Genomic DNA, 18,134 nt, shown 5'->3' on the forward strand with positions numbered 1-18,134 from the left:
CGCCTGCGGGCGCCGTTTGCTTGTGGAGCCGAGAGGGCCGGCTGGCCTAGGCCGCCGCGCCGTACTGCTTCCAGAAGAAGAAGGCGGTCAACCCGACGCCGAGCGCCAGGATGGCGAGCTTGATGTGCTTCGGGTTCACCTTCTTGGCGCCCTTGGCGCCCAGCACGCCGCCCGCGATCCCGGCGAGCGCCATGGCGATCGTCTCGGGCCAGCGCACGATTCCGGCCCCCGCGAAGGCGACGACCGCCGCGCCGTTCATCAGCGTCGCCAGCAGGATCTTCAGCCCGTTCATGGCGTGGATGTCCCGCAGCCCGAACAGCGTCAGGGCCGCGAGCATCAGGAAGCCGATGCCGCCGCCGAAATAGCCGCCATAAACCGAGATCGCGAACTGCGTCGCCAGGACGGCCGTCGGCCCGAGGGAGTAGCGCTTCAGCGCGGCGGGGCTGGACAGGTTGCCCCAGGCGAACACCGCCGTGGCGAACAGCATCAGGAACGGAACGAGGCGCGCGAAGGCTTCGTTGGACGTGAACAGCAGCAGGAGCGCGCCGATGAGGCCGCCGACCAGGCTGACGGCCACGAAGGCCGGCACGTTCACCTGCGTGATTGACTGGATGTCGCGCCGGTAGGTCCAGGCGCTCGCGCCCTGGCCGGGAAACAGCGCCACCGTCGAGGACGCGTTGGCGGCCAGCGGCGGCACGCCGGCGAAGACCAGGGCCGGAAAAGTCAGGAAGGCGCCGCCGCCCGCCACGGCGTTGACCACGCCAGCCGCGAAGGCCGCCAGCATCAGAAGCGCGAAGGTGAGGATCATGGGGCGAAGCTACCGTTTGTAAGGAACTCGGACCCGGTCATCCCCGGAAGGAAAGTCCTTGGTGTTGCGGGTCACGAAAAGTCGATCTTCGGCTCTCGCCGTCGCCCAAATCACTGAATCGGGCAGCTTCAATCTGTGAGACTGCCTGATTCGAACGGCTTCCTCGGCGATGTCGGGACGGATCTCGACGACGTTGAAGCTCGACATGAAGAGTCGGGTGGCTTCCGACAGGTGTTCCGGAGTGCCGACGAGAACCTCGATCCATGTGATGATGCTGATCGCAGGGTCGGCATGCCGATGGATCTCGGCCCTTGCTTTCTCAACATCGTTCAGGAAGTCGATGAGGATATTCGTGTCGAGGAGTACCCTCACCACTCGGCGCGCAACTTGCGCTCATACTCCAGGCCGTCGACCTCGTGGTGTCCCCAGAGACCGAAAGCGGCGTCGATGCGCTGGCGTTTCAGGCGCGCGAGATAGTCGGCGAGGGCGGCTTCGATCACCTCCTCGCGAGACTTTCCGGTCTCACGGGCGACGTCGTCGAGGACGCGCAAATCTGCTTCGCTCAGGTCGACAGTCGCACGCATGACGCACCGATCTCCATCGGGCTTGATTATAGGTCAGCGACGGAGAAACAAAAAGGCCGGGATCTCGCGATCCCGGCCAGTCGGAGTGGAGGAGGGTTACTCCGCCGCCATGCGGGGCGCGCCGGTGGCGCCCGAGGCGGCGATCTCGGAGACCTCGGCCTCCGAGTAGTTGAGCACGCTGCGCAGGATCTCCTGCGTGTGCTCGCCGAGCAGCGGGGAGCGCTCCACCACGGTGGGGCTCGCCGACAGCTTGATCGGGTTGCCGACAGAGAGGTACTTGCCGCGGGTGGGGTGATCCACCTCCACGAGGGTGCCGGTCGCCTTCAAGGATTCGTCCTCGGCGATCTCCTTCATGGACAGAATCGGTCCGCACGGGATGTCCCGCTCGTTCAGGATCTCCATCGCCTCGAACTTGGTCTTGGTCATCGTCCACTGCTCGATGCGGGCGAAGATCTCGTTCAGGCGCGGCAGGCGGGCCGGCGGCGTGGCGTAGTCAGGGTTGGTCTTCCAGTCCGGCTCGCCGATGATCTCGCAGATCGCCTCCCAGACCGGGGCCTGGGTGATGAAGTAGAGATAGGCGTTCGGGTCGGTCTCCCAGCCCTTGCACTTCAGGATGCGGCCCGGCTGGCCGCCGCCCGAGTCGTTGCCGGCGCGCGGCACCGAGTCGCCGAAGGGCACGCCCTCGCCGAACTGGCTGTATTCCTTCAGCGGGCCGTGAGCGAGGCGCTGCTGGTCGCGCAGCTTCACGCGGCAAAGGTTGAGCACGCCGTCCTGCATCGCGCAGGTGACGCGCTGGCCTTCGCCCGTGACGGTGCGCTGGTAGAGCGCCGTCACGATGCCGAGCGCCAGATGCAGGCCGGTGCCGGAATCGCCGATCTGCGCCCCGGTGACGAGCGGCAGGCCATCGCGAAAGCCGGTGGTGGAGGCGGAGCCGCCGGTGCACTGGGCGACGTTCTCGTAGACCTTGCAGTCCTCATAGGGACCCGGGCCGAAGCCCTTAATGGACGCCACGATCATGCGCGGGTTCAGCGTCTTGATGCGCTCCCAGGGGAAGCCCATGCGATCCAGCACGCCGGGGCCAAAGTTCTCGACCAGGACGTCGCACTCCTTGATCAGGCGCTCGAGAACCTCCTTCCCCTTTGGGTTCTTGGTGTCCAGCGTGATGGAGCGCTTGTTGTGGTTCAGCATCGTGAAATAGAGGCTGTCCACCTTCGGGATGTCCTGAAGCTGGCCACGCGTGATGTCGCCGGTGCCGGGCCTCTCGACCTTGATCACGTCCGCGCCGAACCAGGCGAGGAGCTGCGTGCAGGTCGGGCCGGACTGGACGTGGGTGAAGTCGAGGATCTTCACCCCTTCGAGCGCCTTCGTCATAAATCGTCCTCCCTTACTTCTTCTTGACCACGCTTTGCGGGTTCAGGTTGCCGATGCGGCCGCTTTCCGTGCCGGCCGCAGGATCGATCACGGCGTTGATGAGGGTGGGCTTGCCCGAATCCATCGCGGCGTTCACGGCGCGCGACAGCTCGTCCGGGGTCGTGGCGTTGACGCCGACGCCGCCGAAGGCCTCCATCATCTTGTCGTAGCGCGAGCCCGGCACGAACACCGTGGTGGCGGGATCGCCGCCGACCGGGTTCACGTCGGTGCCGCGATAGATGCCGTTGTTGTTGAAGATCACGATGCAGACCGGCAGGTTGTACCGGCAGATCGTCTCCACCTCCATGCCCGAGAAGCCGAAGGCGCTGTCGCCTTCCACGGCCAGCACCGGCTTGCCGGTCTCGATCGCGGCCGCGATGGCGAAGCCCATGCCGATGCCCATCACGCCCCAGGTGCCGACGTCCAGGCGCTTGCGCGGCTGGTACATGTCGATCACGCCGCGGGCGAGGTCGAGCGTGTTGGCGCCTTCGTTCACCAGGATGGCGTCGGGCCGCTCCTTGACGATGGTGCGCAGCGCGCCGAGCGCGCCGTGGAAGTCCATCGGCGACTTGTTGTTCATCAGGCGAGGAGCCATCTTGGCTATGTTCTCCTCCTTCTTGGTCGAAATGGCGTTGACCCAATCGGAGGGCGGGGCCGGCCAGTTGGCGCCCATGCCCTGCAGGAAGGCGTTCACCACCGAGCCGATGTCGCCCACGACCGGGGCGACGATCTCGACGTTCGAGTCCATCTCCTTGGGCTCGATGTCGACCTGGATGAACTTCTTCGGGGCGTCGCCCCAGGTCTTGCCCTTGCCGTGGGACAGCAGCCAGTTGAGGCGCGCGCCCATCAGCAGCACCACGTCGGCGTCCTTCAGCACGGTGGAGCGCGCCGCGCCGGCCGACTGGGGATGGGTGTCGGGCAGCAGGCCCTTGGCCATGCTCATCGGCAGGAACGGCACGCCGCTCTTCTCGACGAACTGCTTGATGGCCTCGTCGGCCTGCGCGTAGGCCGCGCCCTTGCCGAGGATGATCAGCGGCCGCTTGGCGCCCTTGAGCACGTCCAGGGCGCGCTTCACGGCGTCGGGGGCCGGCAGCTGCGCCGGGGCGGCGTCGATCACCTTGACGAGCGACTTCGCGCCCTTCTCGGCGTCCATCGTCTGGCCGAACAGCTTGGCGGGCAGGTCGAGATAGACGCCGCCCGGGCGGCCCGAGACCGCGGCCCGGATCGCGCGCGCCACCGCGATGCCGATGTCGGCGGCGTGCAGCACGCGGAAGGCGGCCTTGCACAGCGGCTTGGCGATGGCGAGCTGGTCCATCTCCTCGTAGTCGCCCTGCTGCAGGTCGACGATCTCGCGCTCGGAGGAGCCCGAGATCAGGATCATCGGGAAGCAGTTCGTGGTCGCGTTGGCGAGCGCCGTCAGGCCGTTCAGGAAACCCGGGGCCGAGACGGTGAGGCAGATGCCCGGCTTCTTGGTGAGGTAGCCCGCGATCGCGGCGGCGTTGCCGGCGTTCTGCTCGTGGCGGAACGAGATGACGCGGATGCCCGCGGCCTGGGCCATACGGCCGAAATCCGTGATCGGAATGCCCGGCACGCCATAGATGGTCTCGACGCCGTTCAGCTTGAGGGCGTCGATGATCAGGTGAAAGCCGTCTGTCAGCTCGCGTTCTTCCACGCCTGCGGCCGTGCTCTCGCTCAGAGCTGCGCTCATCCTTGTTTCCTCCACGTGTTTGTTCAGTTTCTTCCGGGCCGGACCGGGCCGTCGCCGAGCAGCTCCTTGCCGTGCTTCTCGACATAGGCCGCAAGGCCGAGGGTGTGTTCCTTGGAGAGCCGCTCCGCGAGATCCGCGTCGCGCCGCTCCAGGGCGTCGATGATGCCCAGGTGCTCGTCGAAGGACCGGGCGATGCGCTCCGACTTGCCGATCGAGAGCTGCCTGATGCCGCGCACATGCAGCAGCAGGTTGGCCGTCAGATCGACGATGAGCTCGGACCCGCCGAGCTCGATCAGCCGCTGGTGGAACGCGATGTTCGCGGCCGAATATTCGCTGACGAAGGCGGCCGGCGGGTGCTGCTCGCCGAACGACTCGAAAAGGGTGCGCAGGCCCCGGATGTCCGCCATCGAGGCGTGATGGGCCGCCAGGCGCGCGGCCATGCTCTCCAGGGCGGCCCACGCCTCGATCGCCTCGACGATCTCGCGCAGGCTCTTGCGCACGACCACGATGCCCCGACGGGGCACCGAGCGCACGAAGCCTTCATGCTCCAGCATGGCGATGGCCTCGCGCACCGGCGTGCGGCTGACGCCGAGCTGAACGGAGAGCTGCCGCTCGTCGAGCCAAACGGGTTCACGCGTGCCGTAGGGGTCCATGCCGGTGATCGCCTTCTTCAGCGCGGTGTAGGCCCGCTTCTTGAAGGTCAGTTCCGGCTTCATGGGTTCGATGTCGAGCATGGGCACTGCGCTGCCGCTCGTCCGCTCCAAAGCAAGCGAGCCTTCCGGGAACACCAACGCAGCGCCAGGGGGCTGCGAGCTCAGATCTTTGGTCATGACGCCTCGGGTCGTGAGCGCGACGGTCTGGCACGACGCATGCCAAATTGGTGGCATGCCAAACACCAGCTGTCAACGAGGGAGCGGAGATCCTCTATAAGACTTTGTCTTCGCACGATTATGATGCAATGCAAAAATGGCTTAGCTGCGATGCAACATCGCGATCTTCTCGCCTGGTGTGTGGCATGCCAGATTTAGGTCACTGGAGCTGACGCAATCGGCTCCTCCCAGACCCCGCCGAAACAGGAGCTTCGCCATGGCCACCAACGTTCTCTACGGCGCTACCCGCCAGTCCTCGCTGCTCGACCGTCTCTATGCGTCGGTCGTCGCTTTCCTGAACCGCGTGGCCGAGATCGAGCGCCGCAACGGTTCGGTCGAGCCCTTCGGCCTCTGAGGCCCCGGCGAGCTTCGGTTCGCGGGTCCCGATTCCGGACCGCCGAAGCTCTGGACCAAGCTCCCGTCATCGCGGCGATCGCCGCGGCGGCGTCTTCTCTGAACTTCCTCCCAAACTGAAGTCGCTATTGCGTGCCGGGCGTACACTTGCGCCCGGCTCTTTTTTTGGCGCTTGCGCGTTGGCATAACATATACCACTCTGACCGTCTCAAATGCGTGGCGACCAGTCACAAACAACGCATGGGGATGGAAATGACCGATTACACAGAGGGCGGAGCTGCGGCTCCGCGCGTCAGCGACGCTTACCGCTGGACCCAGCTCGCGCTCGGCGTCGCCGCGATGGTGATGATCGCCAACCTGCAATACGGCTGGACCTTCTTCGTTCCCGACATCCAGAAGACCTTCAAGTGGGATCGAGCCGCCATCCAGTGGGCGTTCACGCTGTTCGTGCTGTTCGAGACGTGGCTGGTTCCGATCGAAGGCTGGTTCGTCGATAAATACGGCCCGCGCGCCGTCGTCTTCGTCGGCGGCATCCTGTGCGCGATCGGCTGGGTTCTCAACTCCTACGCCACGACGCTGAACATGCTTTATCTCGGCCAGATCGTGGCCGGCATCGGCGCGGGCGGCGTCTACGGAACCTGCGTGGGCAACGCGCTCAAGTGGTTCCCGGACAAGCGCGGCCTGGCGGCTGGCATCACGGCCGCCGGCTTCGGCGCCGGTTCGGCCCTGACGGTCGCCCCGATCCAGGCGATGATCGCCAATTCGGGCTTCCAGGCCACGTTCTACTGGTTCGGCATCGGGCAGGGGATCATCATCTGCATCCTGGCGCTGTTCCTCTACGCCCCCAAGGCCGGCCAGGTTCCGGCCGTGATCGCCAACGCCAACATCATCCAGTCCCGCAAGAACTACTCGCCCGGCGAAGTCCTGAAGCAGCCGATCTTCTGGCTGATGTACTTCATGTTCGTCATCGTCGGCGCCGGCGGCCTGATGATCACCGCCAACCTGAAGCCCATCGCGGCGGACTGGAAGATCGACGGCGTGAACGTGACGCTGATCGGCCTGACCATGACGACGGTGACGTTCGCGGCGACCATCGACCGGATCCTGAACGGCCTCACTCGTCCGTTCTTCGGGTGGGTTTCCGACAAGATCGGCCGCGAAAACACGATGTTCATCGCCTTCGGCATGGAAGGCGTCGGCATCTACCTTCTCTACGTGCTGGGTCACGACCCGGTCTGGTTCGTGGTCCTGTCCGGTTTCGTGTTCTTCGCCTGGGGCGAGATCTACAGCCTCTTCCCGTCGACCTGCACGGACACCTTCGGCTCCAAGTTCGCCGCCACCAACGCCGGCCTGCTCTACACGGCCAAGGGAACCGCGGCTCTGCTGGTGCCCTTCGCCAACTACATGCAGCAGGGCTCCGGCAGCTGGGACACGGTGTTCCTGATCGCCGCCGGCGCCAACATCCTGGCCTCGCTCCTCGCCATCGCGGTGCTGAAGCCCTGGCGCAGGGGCGTCATCAACAAGGCCCAGGCGGCCGTCCTCCAGCCCGCCTCGGCCTGAGCCTGACGTGAACCAAGATGGCCGGGCCTTCGCGAGGGGGCCCGGCCATCCGCGTTTCGGCGGCGCTCGAGACGGCGCCGGGCGGCTTTCGGCGGCCGTTTCGGGCGCCTGCTCGGGTTTGATCGAAAAGCCGTGACGCCCCCCTTGACAGCACGCTCGCTTGGCATGCCAAATACCAAGGACCAGCGAACAACCCGCCTCGACAGGGACGGGACGCAGGCGAGTCGACCGTCTCAGGGGTCGACGCCAAACGACAGACAGGTCCGACGGGAGGACAATATGAGCTTCGACAAAGCCGCAGTGCGCCAGGTGCTCGACGAGGTGAAGGCCGACGGCCGCACCGCCCTTACGGCCCCCGAGGCCAAGCGCGTCTGCGACGCCTATTCCATCCCGCTCCCCCAGGAAGGCCTCGCCACGACGGCGGACCAGGCCGTGAGCCTCGCATCCGGCATGGGCTATCCGGTGGTGATGAAGATCGTTTCCGCCGACATCCTTCACAAGACCGACGCCGGCGGCGTCATCGTGGGCGTGAAGTCGGGCGAGGAGGCCCGCGCGGCCTACGACAAGATCCTCGCCAACGCCAAGAACTACAAGGCCGACGCCAAGATCGAGGGCGTGCAGGTGCAGCAGATGCTGCCCTCCGGCGCCATCGAGACGCTGGTCGGCGCCATCACGGACCCGTCCTTCGGTAAGCTGGTGGCCTTCGGCCTCGGCGGCGTGCTGGTCGAGGTGCTGAAGGATCTCACCTTCCGGCTCGCCCCGGTGGACAACGCCCAGGCGACCGACATGCTCAACAGCATCAAGGCGCAGGAGATGCTGAACGGCGTCCGCGGCTCCGAGCCGGTGGACCGCGCGGCGCTCGCCAAGATCCTCGTCAACGTCTCGGCTCTGCTGGAGGACTTCCCGCAGATCAGCGAGCTCGACCTCAACCCGGTGTTCGCGACCTCCAAGGGCGCCACCGCGGTGGACGCCCGCATCGTGGTGGACTTCGAGTCCCACACGCAGCGCTACCGTCCGGACCAGACCGAGATCCTGCGCGCCACCAACCGCATCTTCAAGCCGAAGGCCGTCGCGGTGATCGGCGCCTCCAACGAGGCCGGCAAGATCGGCAACTCGGTGATGAAGAACCTCATCAACGGCGGCTACAAGGGCGTCATCGTCCCGGTGCACCCCAAGGCCGACATGATCGAGGGCGTGAAGGCCTACAAGTCCATCCTGGACTATGACGGCGTGGTCGACGTGGCGGTGTTCGCCGTGCCGGCGCATCTCTGCGTCGCCGCCATGGACGAAGTCGGCCAGAAGGGCGTGCCCGGCGCGGTGATGATCCCGTCCGGCTTCGCCGAGACCGACAACCAGCCCCTGCAGGACGAGTTGCTCGCCATGGCGCGCAAGCACAATGTCCGCGTCATGGGCCCGAACATCTACGGCTTCTACTACACGCCGGAAAACCTCTGCGCGACCTTCTGCACGGCCTTCGACGTGAAGGGCCACGCGGCGCTCTCGTCGCAGTCGGGCGGCGTCGGCATGTCGATCATCGGCTTCGCGCGCTCCACCAAGATGGGCGTGTCTGCGATCGTCGGCCTCGGCAACAAGTCGGACCTGGACGAGGATGACCTGCTCACCTTCTTCGAGCAGGACGACAACACCAAGGTCATCGCGATGCACTGCGAGGACCTGAAGGACGGCCGCGCCTTTTCGGAGGTCGCCTCGCGCGTCTCCAAGAAGAAGCCCGTGATCATGCTGAAGGCCGGCCGCACGGCCTATGGCGCCCGCGCCGCCGCGTCCCACACGGGCGCGCTGGCCGGCAACGACAAGATCTATGACGACGTGCTGAAGGCGGCGGGCGTGATCCGCGCTCCGAGCCTGCGCTCCATGCTCGAATACGCCCGCGGCGTGCAGGTGCTGCCGACGCCCAAGGGCGAGAACGTGGTGATCATCACGGGCGCGGGCGGCTCGGGCGTGCTCCTGTCAGACGCCTGCTTCGACAACGGCCTCACCCTGATGAAGATGCCGGAGGACCTCGACGCGGCCTTCCGCAAGTTCATCCCGCCCTTCGGCGCGGCCGGCAACCCGGTCGACATCACGGGCGGCGAGCCGCCCAAGACCTACCAGAACACCATCCGGCTCGGCCTCGAGGACGATCGCATCCACTCGCTGATCCTGGGCTACTGGCACACGATCGTGACGCCCCCGATGGTGTTCGCGAAGCTGGTCGGCGAGGTCGTCGAGGAGTTCCGCGCCAAGGGCATCGACAAGCCCGTGGTGGCGTCGCTGGTCGGCGACGTGCAGGTCGAGGAAGCCTGCCAGTATCTCTACGAGCGCGGCGTGGTGGCCTACCCCTACACCACCGAGACGCCCGTCGAGGTGCTCGGCGCCAAGTACAAGTGGGCCCGCTCGGCGGGTCTGCTCGGCAAGTAAGCCGCCAGGCGGCTCGGCGCATTCGGGCGCCAGCCGCCGCCTTTCAGCGTCGTCATGGCCGGGCTCGTCCCGGCCGCCCACGCGCCTCCCCGAGGTGTCGATGGCCGGGACGAGCCCGGCCATGACGGGGAGGGTGTATCCTCCGTTTCGACCCCACCTTGCGAGGTCGCCATGAACATTCACGAATACCAGGCCAAGAGCCTGCTCAAAGAGTTCGGCGTTCCGGTCCCCAATGGCGTCCCGGTGCTCAAGCCCGAGGACGCGGAAGCCGCCGTGAAGCAGTTGCGCGGCCCCGTTTGGGTCGTGAAGTCCCAGATCCACGCCGGCGGGCGCGGCAAGGGCAAGTTCAAGGAGCCCGAGGCCGGCGACAAGGGCGGCGTGCGCCTCGCCCGCTCGGCCGACGAAGCCCGGCAGTTCGTGCGCGAGATGCTCGGCAAGACCCTCGTGACGGTGCAGACCGGCGAGAGCGGCAAGCAGGTGAACCGCCTCTACGTCGAGGACGGCTCGCTGATCGAGAAGGAGTTCTACCTCTCGATGCTGGTGGACCGCGCCACCGCGCAGGTCGCCTTCGTGGTGTCGACCGAAGGCGGCATGGACATCGAGGAAGTGGCCCACTCCCATCCGGAGAAGATCGTCACCTTCTCGGTCGACCCCGCCACCGGGATCATGCCCCTGCATGGGCGCCGGGTCGCCAAGGCGCTGGGGCTGACGGGCGACCTCGCCAAGCAGGCCGAGGACCTCACGGCCAAGCTCTACCGGGCCTTCGTCGAGAAGGACATGGCGATGCTGGAGATCAATCCCCTCATCGTCACGCAGGACCAGAAGCTGCGCTGCCTCGACGCCAAGGTGAGCTTCGACGATAACGCGCTGTTCCGCCACCAGGACGTGGCGGCGCTGCGCGACGAGACCGAAGAGGACGCCAAGGAGGTCGAGGCCTCCAAATACGACCTCAACTACATCACGCTGGACGGGACCATCGGCTGCATGGTGAACGGCGCCGGCCTCGCCATGGCCACCATGGACATCATCAAGCTCTATGGCGAGAGCCCGGCCAACTTCCTCGACGTCGGCGGCGGCGCCACCAAGGAGAAGGTCACGGCGGCCTTCAAGATCATCACGGCCGATCCCAACGTGAAGGGCATCCTGGTCAACATCTTCGGCGGCATCATGCGCTGCGACGTGATCGCGGCCGGCGTGGTGGCGGCGGTGCGCGACGTCGGCCTGCAGGTGCCCCTGGTGGTGCGCCTGGAGGGCACCAATGTCGAGCAGGGCAAGGAGATCCTCGCCGAGTCCGGCCTGAACGTCGTGTCCGCCGACGACCTCGACGACGCAGCGCAGAAGATCGTGGGGGCGGTCCGCACCGCCCGGGAGGCCGCCTGATGTCCGTCCTGATCGATTCCAACACCAAGGTCATCACCCAGGGCTTCACCGGCAAGAACGGCACCTTCCATTCCGAGCAGGCGATCGCCTACGGGACCAAGATGGTCGGCGGCACGTCGCCCGGGAAGGGCGGCTCCACCCATCTCGGCCTGCCGGTCTTCGACACGGTGGCGGAAGCGCGCGAGGCCACGGGGGCGGACGCCAGCGTGATCTATGTCCCGCCGGCCGGCGCCGCGGACGCCATCTGCGAGGCCATCGCGGCGGAGATCCCGCTGATCGTCGCCATCACGGAGGGCATCCCGGTGCTCGACATGGTGAAGGTCAAGCGCGCCCTCCAGGGCTCGAAGTCTCGCCTGATCGGGCCGAACTGCCCGGGCGTGATGACGGCAGGCGAGTGCAAGATCGGCATCATGCCGGGCAACATTTTCAAGCGGGGCAATGTCGGCATCGTGTCGCGCTCCGGGACGCTCACCTATGAGGCGGTGTTCCAGACCAGCTGCGAAGGCCTCGGCCAGACCACCGCGGTGGGCATCGGCGGCGACCCCGTGAAGGGCACGGAGTTCATCGACGTGCTGGAACTGTTCCTGGCGGACCCGAAGACCGAGTCGATCATCATGATCGGCGAGATCGGCGGCTCGGCCGAGGAGGACGCGGCGCAGTTCATCGCCGACGAGGCCAGGCGCGGCCGCAAGAAGCCGATGGTGGGCTTCATCGCCGGCCGCACGGCCCCTCCGGGCCGCCGCATGGGCCACGCGGGCGCGATCATCTCGGGTGGCAAGGGCGGCGCCGAGGACAAGATCGCCGCGATGGAAGCCGCCGGCATCCGCGTGTCGCCGTCGCCCGCAAGGCTCGGCAAGACGCTCGTGGACGTGCTCAAGGGCTGAGCCCAAACCTCTCCCCGGAACGGGGAGAAGAGCCTGTGCTCGGGCTTGACCCGAGGGTGGCGCGCAGCGCCGGATGAGGGGAGCGGCGGAACCACCCCTCACCCCAACCCTCTCCCCGTCCCGGGGAGAGGGAGCAGGCTGCGGCTCGTGGTTCGTCCGTGGAGCGAACCCGACCACAACCTCGCACTCGACAAACGCCTCTTCATCACCCACTTAAGGCGGGGCATATGCCCAAGATGGAGGTCATCTGGTGAAAGCTCCCGCCCGCTGGCCCGTAGCCGACGCGCCGGCGCCGGAACTCGTGCTTGAACGCTTCGCTCCTGAGCAGACCTTCAAGACGCGCGTTTATGGCGCGCTGAAGCAGGCCATCATCGGGATGGACATCTACGCCAGCAGCGAGCCGACCTGGATCGACGAGCGCCATCTCTCCGAGAGGCTGGGCGTGAGCCGCACGCCGGTGCGCGAGGCGATCGCGATGCTTGAGCAGGAGGGCTTCGTCAAATCCCTGCCTCGCCGCGGCATCATGGTGCTGCGCAAGACCAAGCGCGAAGTCATCGAGATGATCCAGGCCTGGGCGGCCCTGGAGAGCATGGCGGTCCGCTTGCTCATCGAGCGCGCCAGCGACGACGACATCGCCTCCCTGCGAAAGATCTTCAGCGGCTTCGACGACAGCCATAAGCCGGTCGATTTCCCGGGCGAGTACTCATCGGCCAACCTGGCGTTCCACCAGACGCTGATCCGCCTCTCCGGGTCGCGCCTGCTGGCCGATCTCACGGACAACCTCGTCCTGCACGTGCGCGGCATCCGCCAGATCACCATTGGCCGGGACGACAGGGCCACCCGCTCGATGGCCGACCACATGGGCATCATCGACGCGCTGGAGCGCCGCGACGTGGAGGCGGCCGAACGGCGCGCCCGCGACCATACCCTCGCGCTCGCCGCCTATGTGGAGGCGCACAGCGAGGGCATCTTCGACTGAGCCCCGGCGCTACACCGTCACGACGCGCAGATTGTTCGTCGAACCGGCCTTGCCGAACGGCACGCCGGCGACCACCACGATGGCCTCGCCGGGCTTGGCGAACTCCACGGCCTTGGCCTGCGCCACGGCCTGGGCGACCATCTCCTTGTAGGTCGTGACGTCCTCCGACAGCACGCTGTAGGAGCCCCAGAGCAGCGCCAGCCGCCGCGCCGTCGCCTCGTTGGGCGTGATGGACAGAATGGGCATGAACGGGCGCTGCCGCGCGATGCGGGCCGCCGTCGTGCCGCTCGACGTAAAGGCCACGATCCCGGCGGCCCCGATGGCGTTGGCGACCTCGGCGGCGGCCGCCGACACGGCGTGCTGGGGCAGCGGCTCCACGGCCGGGCGCAGGGCCTCGATGATCGGCGGATAGCTGCCGTGCTTCTCCGTGCGGGCGATGATGTGGTCCATCGTCTCGACCGCCTGCAGCGGATACTGGCCGGACGCGGACTCCGCCGAGAGCATCACCGCGTCGGCGCCGTCATAGATGGCGGTGGCGACGTCGGAGGCCTCAGCGCGCGTCGGCGTGGGCGCATTGATCATCGATTCCAGCATCTGGGTGGCGATGATCACCGGCTTGCCGGCGAGGCGGCAGAGCTTCACCAGGTCCTTCTGGGCGCCGGGCACGTCTTCCGGCGGGATCTCGACGCCAAGATCGCCGCGCGCCACCATGATGGCGTCGCAGAGCGACACGATGTCGTTGATGGACGCCAGCGCGGCGGGCTTTTCGATCTTGGCCATCACGCCGGCGCGCCCGCCGACGAGTTGGTGGGCGTCCATGATGTCGGACGGGCGTTGCACGAAGGAGAACGCGACCCAGTCCACGCCCAGCTCGAGCCCAAAGGCGAGGTCTGCCTTGTCCTTCTCGGTGATCGGCGAGAGATCGAGGAGCGTGTCGGGGATGTTGACGCCCTTGCGGTCGGTCACGGGGCCGCCGGTCACCACCTCGGCGTCGATGTAGTCGCTTCCCACGCCCGTGGCGACGAGGCGCACCTTGCCGTCGTCGATCAGCAGCTTGTTGCCGGGCATGACGGCGTCGAAGATCTCCTTGTGGGGCAGGGGCAGCCGCGCCGGATCGTCGGAGGTCTTGGCCAGGACGAGGCGGATCGTCTGCCCGGCCTGGAGGATCACGCGGCCGCCCGGGACCGCGCCGAGGCGGATCTTCGGGCCCTGCAGGTCCTGCAGGATCGCGATCGGGTAGCCGAACTCCTGCTCGAGGGCCCGGATGATCCGATGGCGCTCGCGGTGGTCCTCATGGCTGCCATGGCTGAAATTGAGCCGGAAAACGTCCACGCCCGTCTCGAACAGCTTGCGGATCATGTCCGCGTCGGAACTGGCGGGTCCCAGCGTCGCAACGATCTTTGCGCGGCGGTTGCGTCTCAAGGCTGCCTCCTCGGTCGCGCCGTTTCAGGCGATTTGGATGCGCCCAACGGGCATCTCCCGATGCGTCGCGTCAAGGGCAATCGGTCCGATCGCACAGGCGGGAGGGGGCGAACCGGGGCGCCTGTCACGCGGGCGCCGCAGTCGGCGGGCGAGATGTCAGCTCTCCGCTACCAGAGAGCGAAGAGGACCGCCGACGCACGTCGGCGCGCCGGGGCCGCTCGGGGATGGCGTCGACCTGGCTTGCGGCGGGGCCGGTCGACGAAAGAGGGCCCGGTGGGTCTCGTGACCAGGCGGTTCGGGAGAACGTAGACGTGGTGGAGACTCTTGGACCACTCTCCCTTGCTCAGAACCTGGCATCCCCCTCCAAGAGACTGAGAACCTGTCCGGTGGAGATCGTGGACCGGACGCGCGCACAGAGGGTGTGAAGCGGTGGATCTCGTGCCCGCCCCTCTGACGCGATGAAAGGATGCAACCAAGCGCAACCTTCCACCATTCGGAATCAAACCTATGCGACACGTTGGCGCACAGCTTAAGCTTGGCTCCTCCCTGCGAGATGGCGGCGGGGTTCAGGCCGCGAGGCTCCGTGCGCGCGGACGGGGGCCGCTCGCCCGCCCGCGCATCGCTGCGGCCTGCTCGGTCCGGAAATGCGCCACGAGGTCGTTGAGCTTGCCGATCTGCGAGGCGAGGGCCGTCGCCGACGCGCAGCTCTCCTCCGCGAGGGCGGCGTTCTGCTGTGTCATGTCGTCCATGTGGGAGAGCGCCTGGCTCACCTCCGCGATGCCCACGGCCTGCTCCGTCGAGGCGTTGGAGATCTCCGCCACCGTGGACACCACCCGTTCGGTGGCTTCGACGATGCGCTCCAGCGTCGCGCCGGCGTTCTGCACCAGCTTCACGCCTTGCGAGACCTCCGAGGAGGTGGAATCGATGAGCCCGCCGATGTCCTTGGCGGCGGCGCTGGAGCGCTGCGCCAGCGTGCGGACCTCGGCCGCCACCACGGCGAATCCCTTGCCGGCGTCTCCCGCCCGCGCCGCCTCGACCGCCGCGTTGAGGGCGAGCAAGTTGGTCTGGAAGGCGATCTCCTCGATCACGGTGGTGATGTCGGTGATCTTCGTGGAAGCGGTCTCGATCCGCGTCATCGCCTCGATGGCCTGCCGGATCACGCTGCCGCCGTCCGCCGCGACGCCCTTGGCCTGCTCGGCCAGGTTCACGGCGGTCCGGGAGGAATCGGCCGACCCGCGGACGGAATGCGCCAGCTCCTCCGAATTGGCGCTCGTCTGCTCCAGCGCCGTGGCCTGTTGCTCGGTGCGCAAGGCGAGGTTCTGCGAACCGGCGTCGATCTCGCTCGCCGCCGCCGAAACGTCCGAGGCGGCGGTCTGGATGGTGGCCACTGTCGCGGCCAACTGGCCGATGGTGGCGTTGATGCTCGCCTGCAACTCTCCGAGAACGCCGGAATGGGTTCCCGAGACGCTTCGAGTGAGGTCTCCCCCGGCGACGCCGGTCATCACGTCGGCGAAGTCCCGCACGGCGGTCTCGACCACCTCCGCCAGCCCGTTGAGGCCGTTCGCGAGTTCGCATGTGAAGCCGGTTTTGCCCGCCAGCGAGACGCGGCGGCTGAAATCCCCCGCGCTGGCGGCGGCGACCACCTGGGCGACCTCGATCTGACCGGCGAGGTCCGCCGAGACGTCGTGCCAGACGATGGCGTAGCCGACGCGGCCGCCATCGGGCGTGTGGATGGGGCTCTGGTCCAGGTGAACGACCGCGTCGCCGATCGTGAGCCGGGACTTTCGGGTCTTTCCGTCGTCGGACAGGGGCTCGAAACGCAGCTCGCCGGTGAAGCGGCTGAAGTCGATCGTCTGGCCCACCAGCGCCTCGACGGAGAAATCCCGCCGGCTGGCGCGAAAGAGCGGCTCGTGATGGGTGAGAAACTGCACCAGCACGCCGCTCATGAAGACGATCCGCTCTTCGACGTCGGTGATCATGATCATGGTCGAGGAGCCGTCGAGCGCCGCCGCGACGAGCTTGTTGCCGCGTCCCAGATTGCTGATCGCGCCCAGGGCGCGCGCCACTTCGCCGAATTCGTCCTTGCGCCCCAGGCAGGGGATGTCGACCTGCACCCAGCCTTCCTTGATCTGCCCGAGCGCGCGGGCGATCAGCGTGATCGGCTTGGCGAGGTTGCCGGTCAGCCCCCCGATCAGCAGGATCGCAACCAGGCCGACCCCCAGCGTCGCCCAGAGAGCCAGCCGGTTGGCGCGCGCGCGGATGTCGGCCGTTTGCTTCTCGCCGGCCTTGAAGGCGTCCTGGGCCGCGGAGCCGAGCTCGGCCGTGAGCCGCTTCATGGCGTCGACGGACGAATCCATGGCCGCCACGGCCGCCCGTTCCCGCGCGGCGAGGCCGGTGGAGATGGGCAGCACGTGGGCGAGCATCTTGTCGAGCAGATTGTCGGCGAGCTGCAGCGACTGGCCGCGCTGCTTCTCGAAGATCGCCACCTTGGCTTCGCCCGAGGCGGCGTTGATCTGCCGCGCCGCGAGGTGAATCTTGTCATTCGCCTTGCCGTACTGGTCCATGAGGCGGGCCAGGACAGGATCGGCGGGCTTGTAGGCGCCCGCGAAGGCGGCGAAATCGCTCTTCGCCGCGTCGGCGTTGCCCGGGAAGGTCACGTCGAAGCGCGCAGACTGCTCCAGGGTCTCCACCCATTTCGCCGAGCGGTTTCCGAGCCAGAGGATATGGGCGAGGACGTTGACGCTGCGTCCCTGCAGGTCGAACTGATAGTGGAGGGCCTCCCTGTGCGCCGCCAGCGCGTCGGCCGCCTGTTTGCGGAATTCGGGAAGCCGGGCCTCGATCCTGCCGACGATCTCCTGGCCGCCGCTTTCGCCCTCCATCTCCTTCAGCGAGGCCACCAGGGACTCCAGCCGGCCGAGCTCGTTTTGGACCGGCGCGGGGTTGAACTCGGCCAATCTGTCGGAGCGCAGCGCCGCCTGGAGGTCCGCCGCCACGGTCTGGCTGGCCAGGCTGACCTCGCCGGCGGCCAGCAGCTTCGGCAGGTCGGCGCCGATCAGCCTGTCTGAGCTCGACGCCATCTCGGCCATGCCGAACCAGGAGACGGCGTTCGGCGCCGACGCGAGGAGCGCCACGAGGACCAGGGCGCCGGAAAGTTTCGCTTTGATGGAATGAACGGACATCAGGGACGGCATCGAGGACCTCGCAGAAGAGAAGAATGGCTCAGGTCAGGACTTGGCCTTGATCTTCTTGAGGTGTTCGAGAACCTCGATCAGCTCGCCTTTGGCCTGTTCAAGCTCCTGCTTGTCGCCGGATGCTTTCCACGACACGATGTAGTCATAAGCGCGCGCCGGGTGGACGATGAGATCGATGTAGTTCCTGGTCATGCTGAACTGGTCCATGTCCTTCAGTGGACGGCCGATCGCGTCTCCGGCGACGCCCTCGTCGCCCCACTGGGCCTCGAGCTCATCCGGCTTCATGGCCTTCATGCCCGGAGTGGCCTTCACCGCATGGGCGATCAGGACGGCGTCGGCGGGGTTCGCCTTGGCGTATTCCTCGCAGGCCTCGATGCCCAGAGTCATGGCTTTCTCGAGCCGGGAAAGGCTCTTGGCGACATCCGGGAAAGAGCCGGCGACGAGCTCTTTGACCGTGTCTTTGGTGAGGGATTCGTAGCCGACCGCGTCCATGGCGGACGCGCCATGGGTCAGCAGGATGGCGAACAGCGACGACAGCGTGAGGCGTGCGACGGACATGAGAGTTCC

At 67.0% G+C, this 18,134-nt stretch carries 15 protein-coding genes; 6 read left to right on the forward strand and 9 right to left on the reverse strand.

The window, feature by feature from the left end; translation table 11 throughout:
* Positions 1 to 46: 46 nt before the first annotated feature.
* From ABEG18_RS03125 to ABEG18_RS03150, 6 genes are all read right to left on the reverse strand, one after another.
* On the reverse strand, positions 47 to 808 hold the full coding sequence (locus ABEG18_RS03125; RefSeq protein WP_406856640.1) for a sulfite exporter TauE/SafE family protein: 762 nt from the start codon (positions 806 to 808) through the stop codon (positions 47 to 49).
* A gap of 9 nt (positions 809 to 817) precedes the next feature.
* Positions 818 to 1,180 (reverse strand): type II toxin-antitoxin system VapC family toxin, encoded by a 363-nt coding sequence (locus tag ABEG18_RS03130; protein WP_406856641.1) that lies wholly within the window; start codon positions 1,178 to 1,180, stop codon positions 818 to 820.
* The gene (locus ABEG18_RS03135) at positions 1,177 to 1,392 is read right to left on the reverse strand and encodes a ribbon-helix-helix domain-containing protein (RefSeq protein ID WP_406856642.1); all 216 of its coding nucleotides are present in this window, start codon (positions 1,390 to 1,392) and stop codon (positions 1,177 to 1,179) included. Before ABEG18_RS03135 ends, ABEG18_RS03130 begins: the two co-directional genes overlap by 4 nt.
* A gap of 96 nt (positions 1,393 to 1,488) precedes the next feature.
* Positions 1,489 to 2,763 carry a formyl-CoA transferase gene (frc, locus tag ABEG18_RS03140; protein WP_406856643.1) on the reverse strand — a complete coding sequence of 425 codons (1,275 nt, stop codon included), beginning with the start codon at positions 2,761 to 2,763 and terminating at the stop codon, positions 1,489 to 1,491.
* A gap of 13 nt (positions 2,764 to 2,776) precedes the next feature.
* Positions 2,777 to 4,510, reverse strand: coding sequence for an oxalyl-CoA decarboxylase (oxc, locus tag ABEG18_RS03145; protein ID WP_406856644.1), 1,734 nt, complete (start codon positions 4,508 to 4,510; stop codon positions 2,777 to 2,779).
* 23 nt (positions 4,511 to 4,533) lie between these two features.
* Positions 4,534 to 5,340: a GntR family transcriptional regulator gene (locus tag ABEG18_RS03150; RefSeq protein ID WP_406856645.1), complete on the reverse strand. Its 807-nt coding sequence runs from the start codon at positions 5,338 to 5,340 to the stop codon at positions 4,534 to 4,536.
* 256 nt (positions 5,341 to 5,596) lie between these two features.
* Between ABEG18_RS03150 and ABEG18_RS03155 the strand changes: the two genes are divergently transcribed.
* From ABEG18_RS03155 to ABEG18_RS03180, 6 genes are all read left to right on the forward strand, one after another.
* Positions 5,597 to 5,734, forward strand: a complete 138-nt coding sequence (locus tag ABEG18_RS03155; RefSeq protein WP_406856646.1) for a hypothetical protein — start codon at positions 5,597 to 5,599, stop codon at positions 5,732 to 5,734.
* A gap of 251 nt (positions 5,735 to 5,985) precedes the next feature.
* On the forward strand, positions 5,986 to 7,293 hold the full coding sequence (oxlT, locus tag ABEG18_RS03160) for an oxalate/formate MFS antiporter (protein WP_406856647.1): 1,308 nt from the start codon (positions 5,986 to 5,988) through the stop codon (positions 7,291 to 7,293).
* Positions 7,294 to 7,572: 279 nt separating this feature from the next.
* Entirely contained in the window at positions 7,573 to 9,711 is a 2,139-nt protein-coding gene (locus ABEG18_RS03165) for an acetate--CoA ligase family protein (RefSeq protein WP_406856648.1), read from the forward strand.
* 171 nt (positions 9,712 to 9,882) lie between these two features.
* The gene (gene sucC, locus ABEG18_RS03170; protein ID WP_406856649.1) at positions 9,883 to 11,091 is read left to right on the forward strand and encodes an ADP-forming succinate--CoA ligase subunit beta; all 1,209 of its coding nucleotides are present in this window, start codon (positions 9,883 to 9,885) and stop codon (positions 11,089 to 11,091) included.
* Positions 11,091 to 11,975, forward strand: a complete 885-nt coding sequence (sucD, locus tag ABEG18_RS03175) for a succinate--CoA ligase subunit alpha (RefSeq protein WP_406856650.1) — start codon at positions 11,091 to 11,093, stop codon at positions 11,973 to 11,975. The genes sucC and sucD overlap by 1 nt, the downstream gene beginning before the upstream one ends.
* 250 nt (positions 11,976 to 12,225) lie before the next feature.
* The gene (locus ABEG18_RS03180) at positions 12,226 to 12,954 is read left to right on the forward strand and encodes a GntR family transcriptional regulator (protein WP_406856651.1); all 729 of its coding nucleotides are present in this window, start codon (positions 12,226 to 12,228) and stop codon (positions 12,952 to 12,954) included.
* A 9-nt stretch (positions 12,955 to 12,963) separates the two neighbouring features.
* Here ABEG18_RS03180 and pyk read toward each other — a convergent pair whose 3' ends face one another.
* From pyk to ABEG18_RS03195, 3 genes are all read right to left on the reverse strand, one after another.
* Positions 12,964 to 14,376 carry a pyruvate kinase gene (gene pyk / locus ABEG18_RS03185; RefSeq protein ID WP_406856652.1) on the reverse strand — a complete coding sequence of 471 codons (1,413 nt, stop codon included), beginning with the start codon at positions 14,374 to 14,376 and terminating at the stop codon, positions 12,964 to 12,966.
* Between the two features lie 566 nt (positions 14,377 to 14,942).
* Positions 14,943 to 17,567, reverse strand: coding sequence for a methyl-accepting chemotaxis protein (locus ABEG18_RS03190; RefSeq protein ID WP_406856653.1), 2,625 nt, complete (start codon positions 17,565 to 17,567; stop codon positions 14,943 to 14,945).
* Positions 17,568 to 17,600: 33 nt separating this feature from the next.
* Complete coding sequence (locus ABEG18_RS03195; protein ID WP_406856654.1) at positions 17,601 to 18,125, reverse strand: hypothetical protein; 525 nt, start codon at positions 18,123 to 18,125, stop codon at positions 17,601 to 17,603.
* Positions 18,126 to 18,134: the final 9 nt, after the last annotated feature.

It is taken from the genome of Alsobacter sp. KACC 23698 (genome assembly GCF_045348435.1).
Classification (GTDB): domain Bacteria; phylum Pseudomonadota; class Alphaproteobacteria; order Rhizobiales; family Beijerinckiaceae; genus Alsobacter.

Coding starts and splice junctions, on each gene's coding strand:
- ABEG18_RS03125 (WP_406856640.1), bottom strand. CDS start 808: ATGATCCTCACCTTCGCGCTTCTGATGCTGGCGGCCTTCGCGGCTGGC.
- ABEG18_RS03135 (WP_406856642.1), bottom strand. CDS start 1,392: ATGCGTGCGACTGTCGACCTGAGCGAAGCAGATTTGCGCGTCCTCGAC.
- frc (WP_406856643.1), bottom strand. CDS start 2,763: ATGACGAAGGCGCTCGAAGGGGTGAAGATCCTCGACTTCACCCACGTC.
- oxc (WP_406856644.1), bottom strand. CDS start 4,510: ATGAGCGCAGCTCTGAGCGAGAGCACGGCCGCAGGCGTGGAAGAACGC.
- ABEG18_RS03150 (WP_406856645.1), bottom strand. CDS start 5,340: ATGACCAAAGATCTGAGCTCGCAGCCCCCTGGCGCTGCGTTGGTGTTC.
- ABEG18_RS03155 (WP_406856646.1), top strand. CDS start 5,597: ATGGCCACCAACGTTCTCTACGGCGCTACCCGCCAGTCCTCGCTGCTC.
- oxlT (WP_406856647.1), top strand. CDS start 5,986: ATGACCGATTACACAGAGGGCGGAGCTGCGGCTCCGCGCGTCAGCGAC.
- ABEG18_RS03165 (WP_406856648.1), top strand. CDS start 7,573: ATGAGCTTCGACAAAGCCGCAGTGCGCCAGGTGCTCGACGAGGTGAAG.
- sucC (WP_406856649.1), top strand. CDS start 9,883: ATGAACATTCACGAATACCAGGCCAAGAGCCTGCTCAAAGAGTTCGGC.
- sucD (WP_406856650.1), top strand. CDS start 11,091: ATGTCCGTCCTGATCGATTCCAACACCAAGGTCATCACCCAGGGCTTC.
- ABEG18_RS03190 (WP_406856653.1), bottom strand. CDS start 17,567: ATGCCGTCCCTGATGTCCGTTCATTCCATCAAAGCGAAACTTTCCGGC.
- ABEG18_RS03195 (WP_406856654.1), bottom strand. CDS start 18,125: ATGTCCGTCGCACGCCTCACGCTGTCGTCGCTGTTCGCCATCCTGCTG.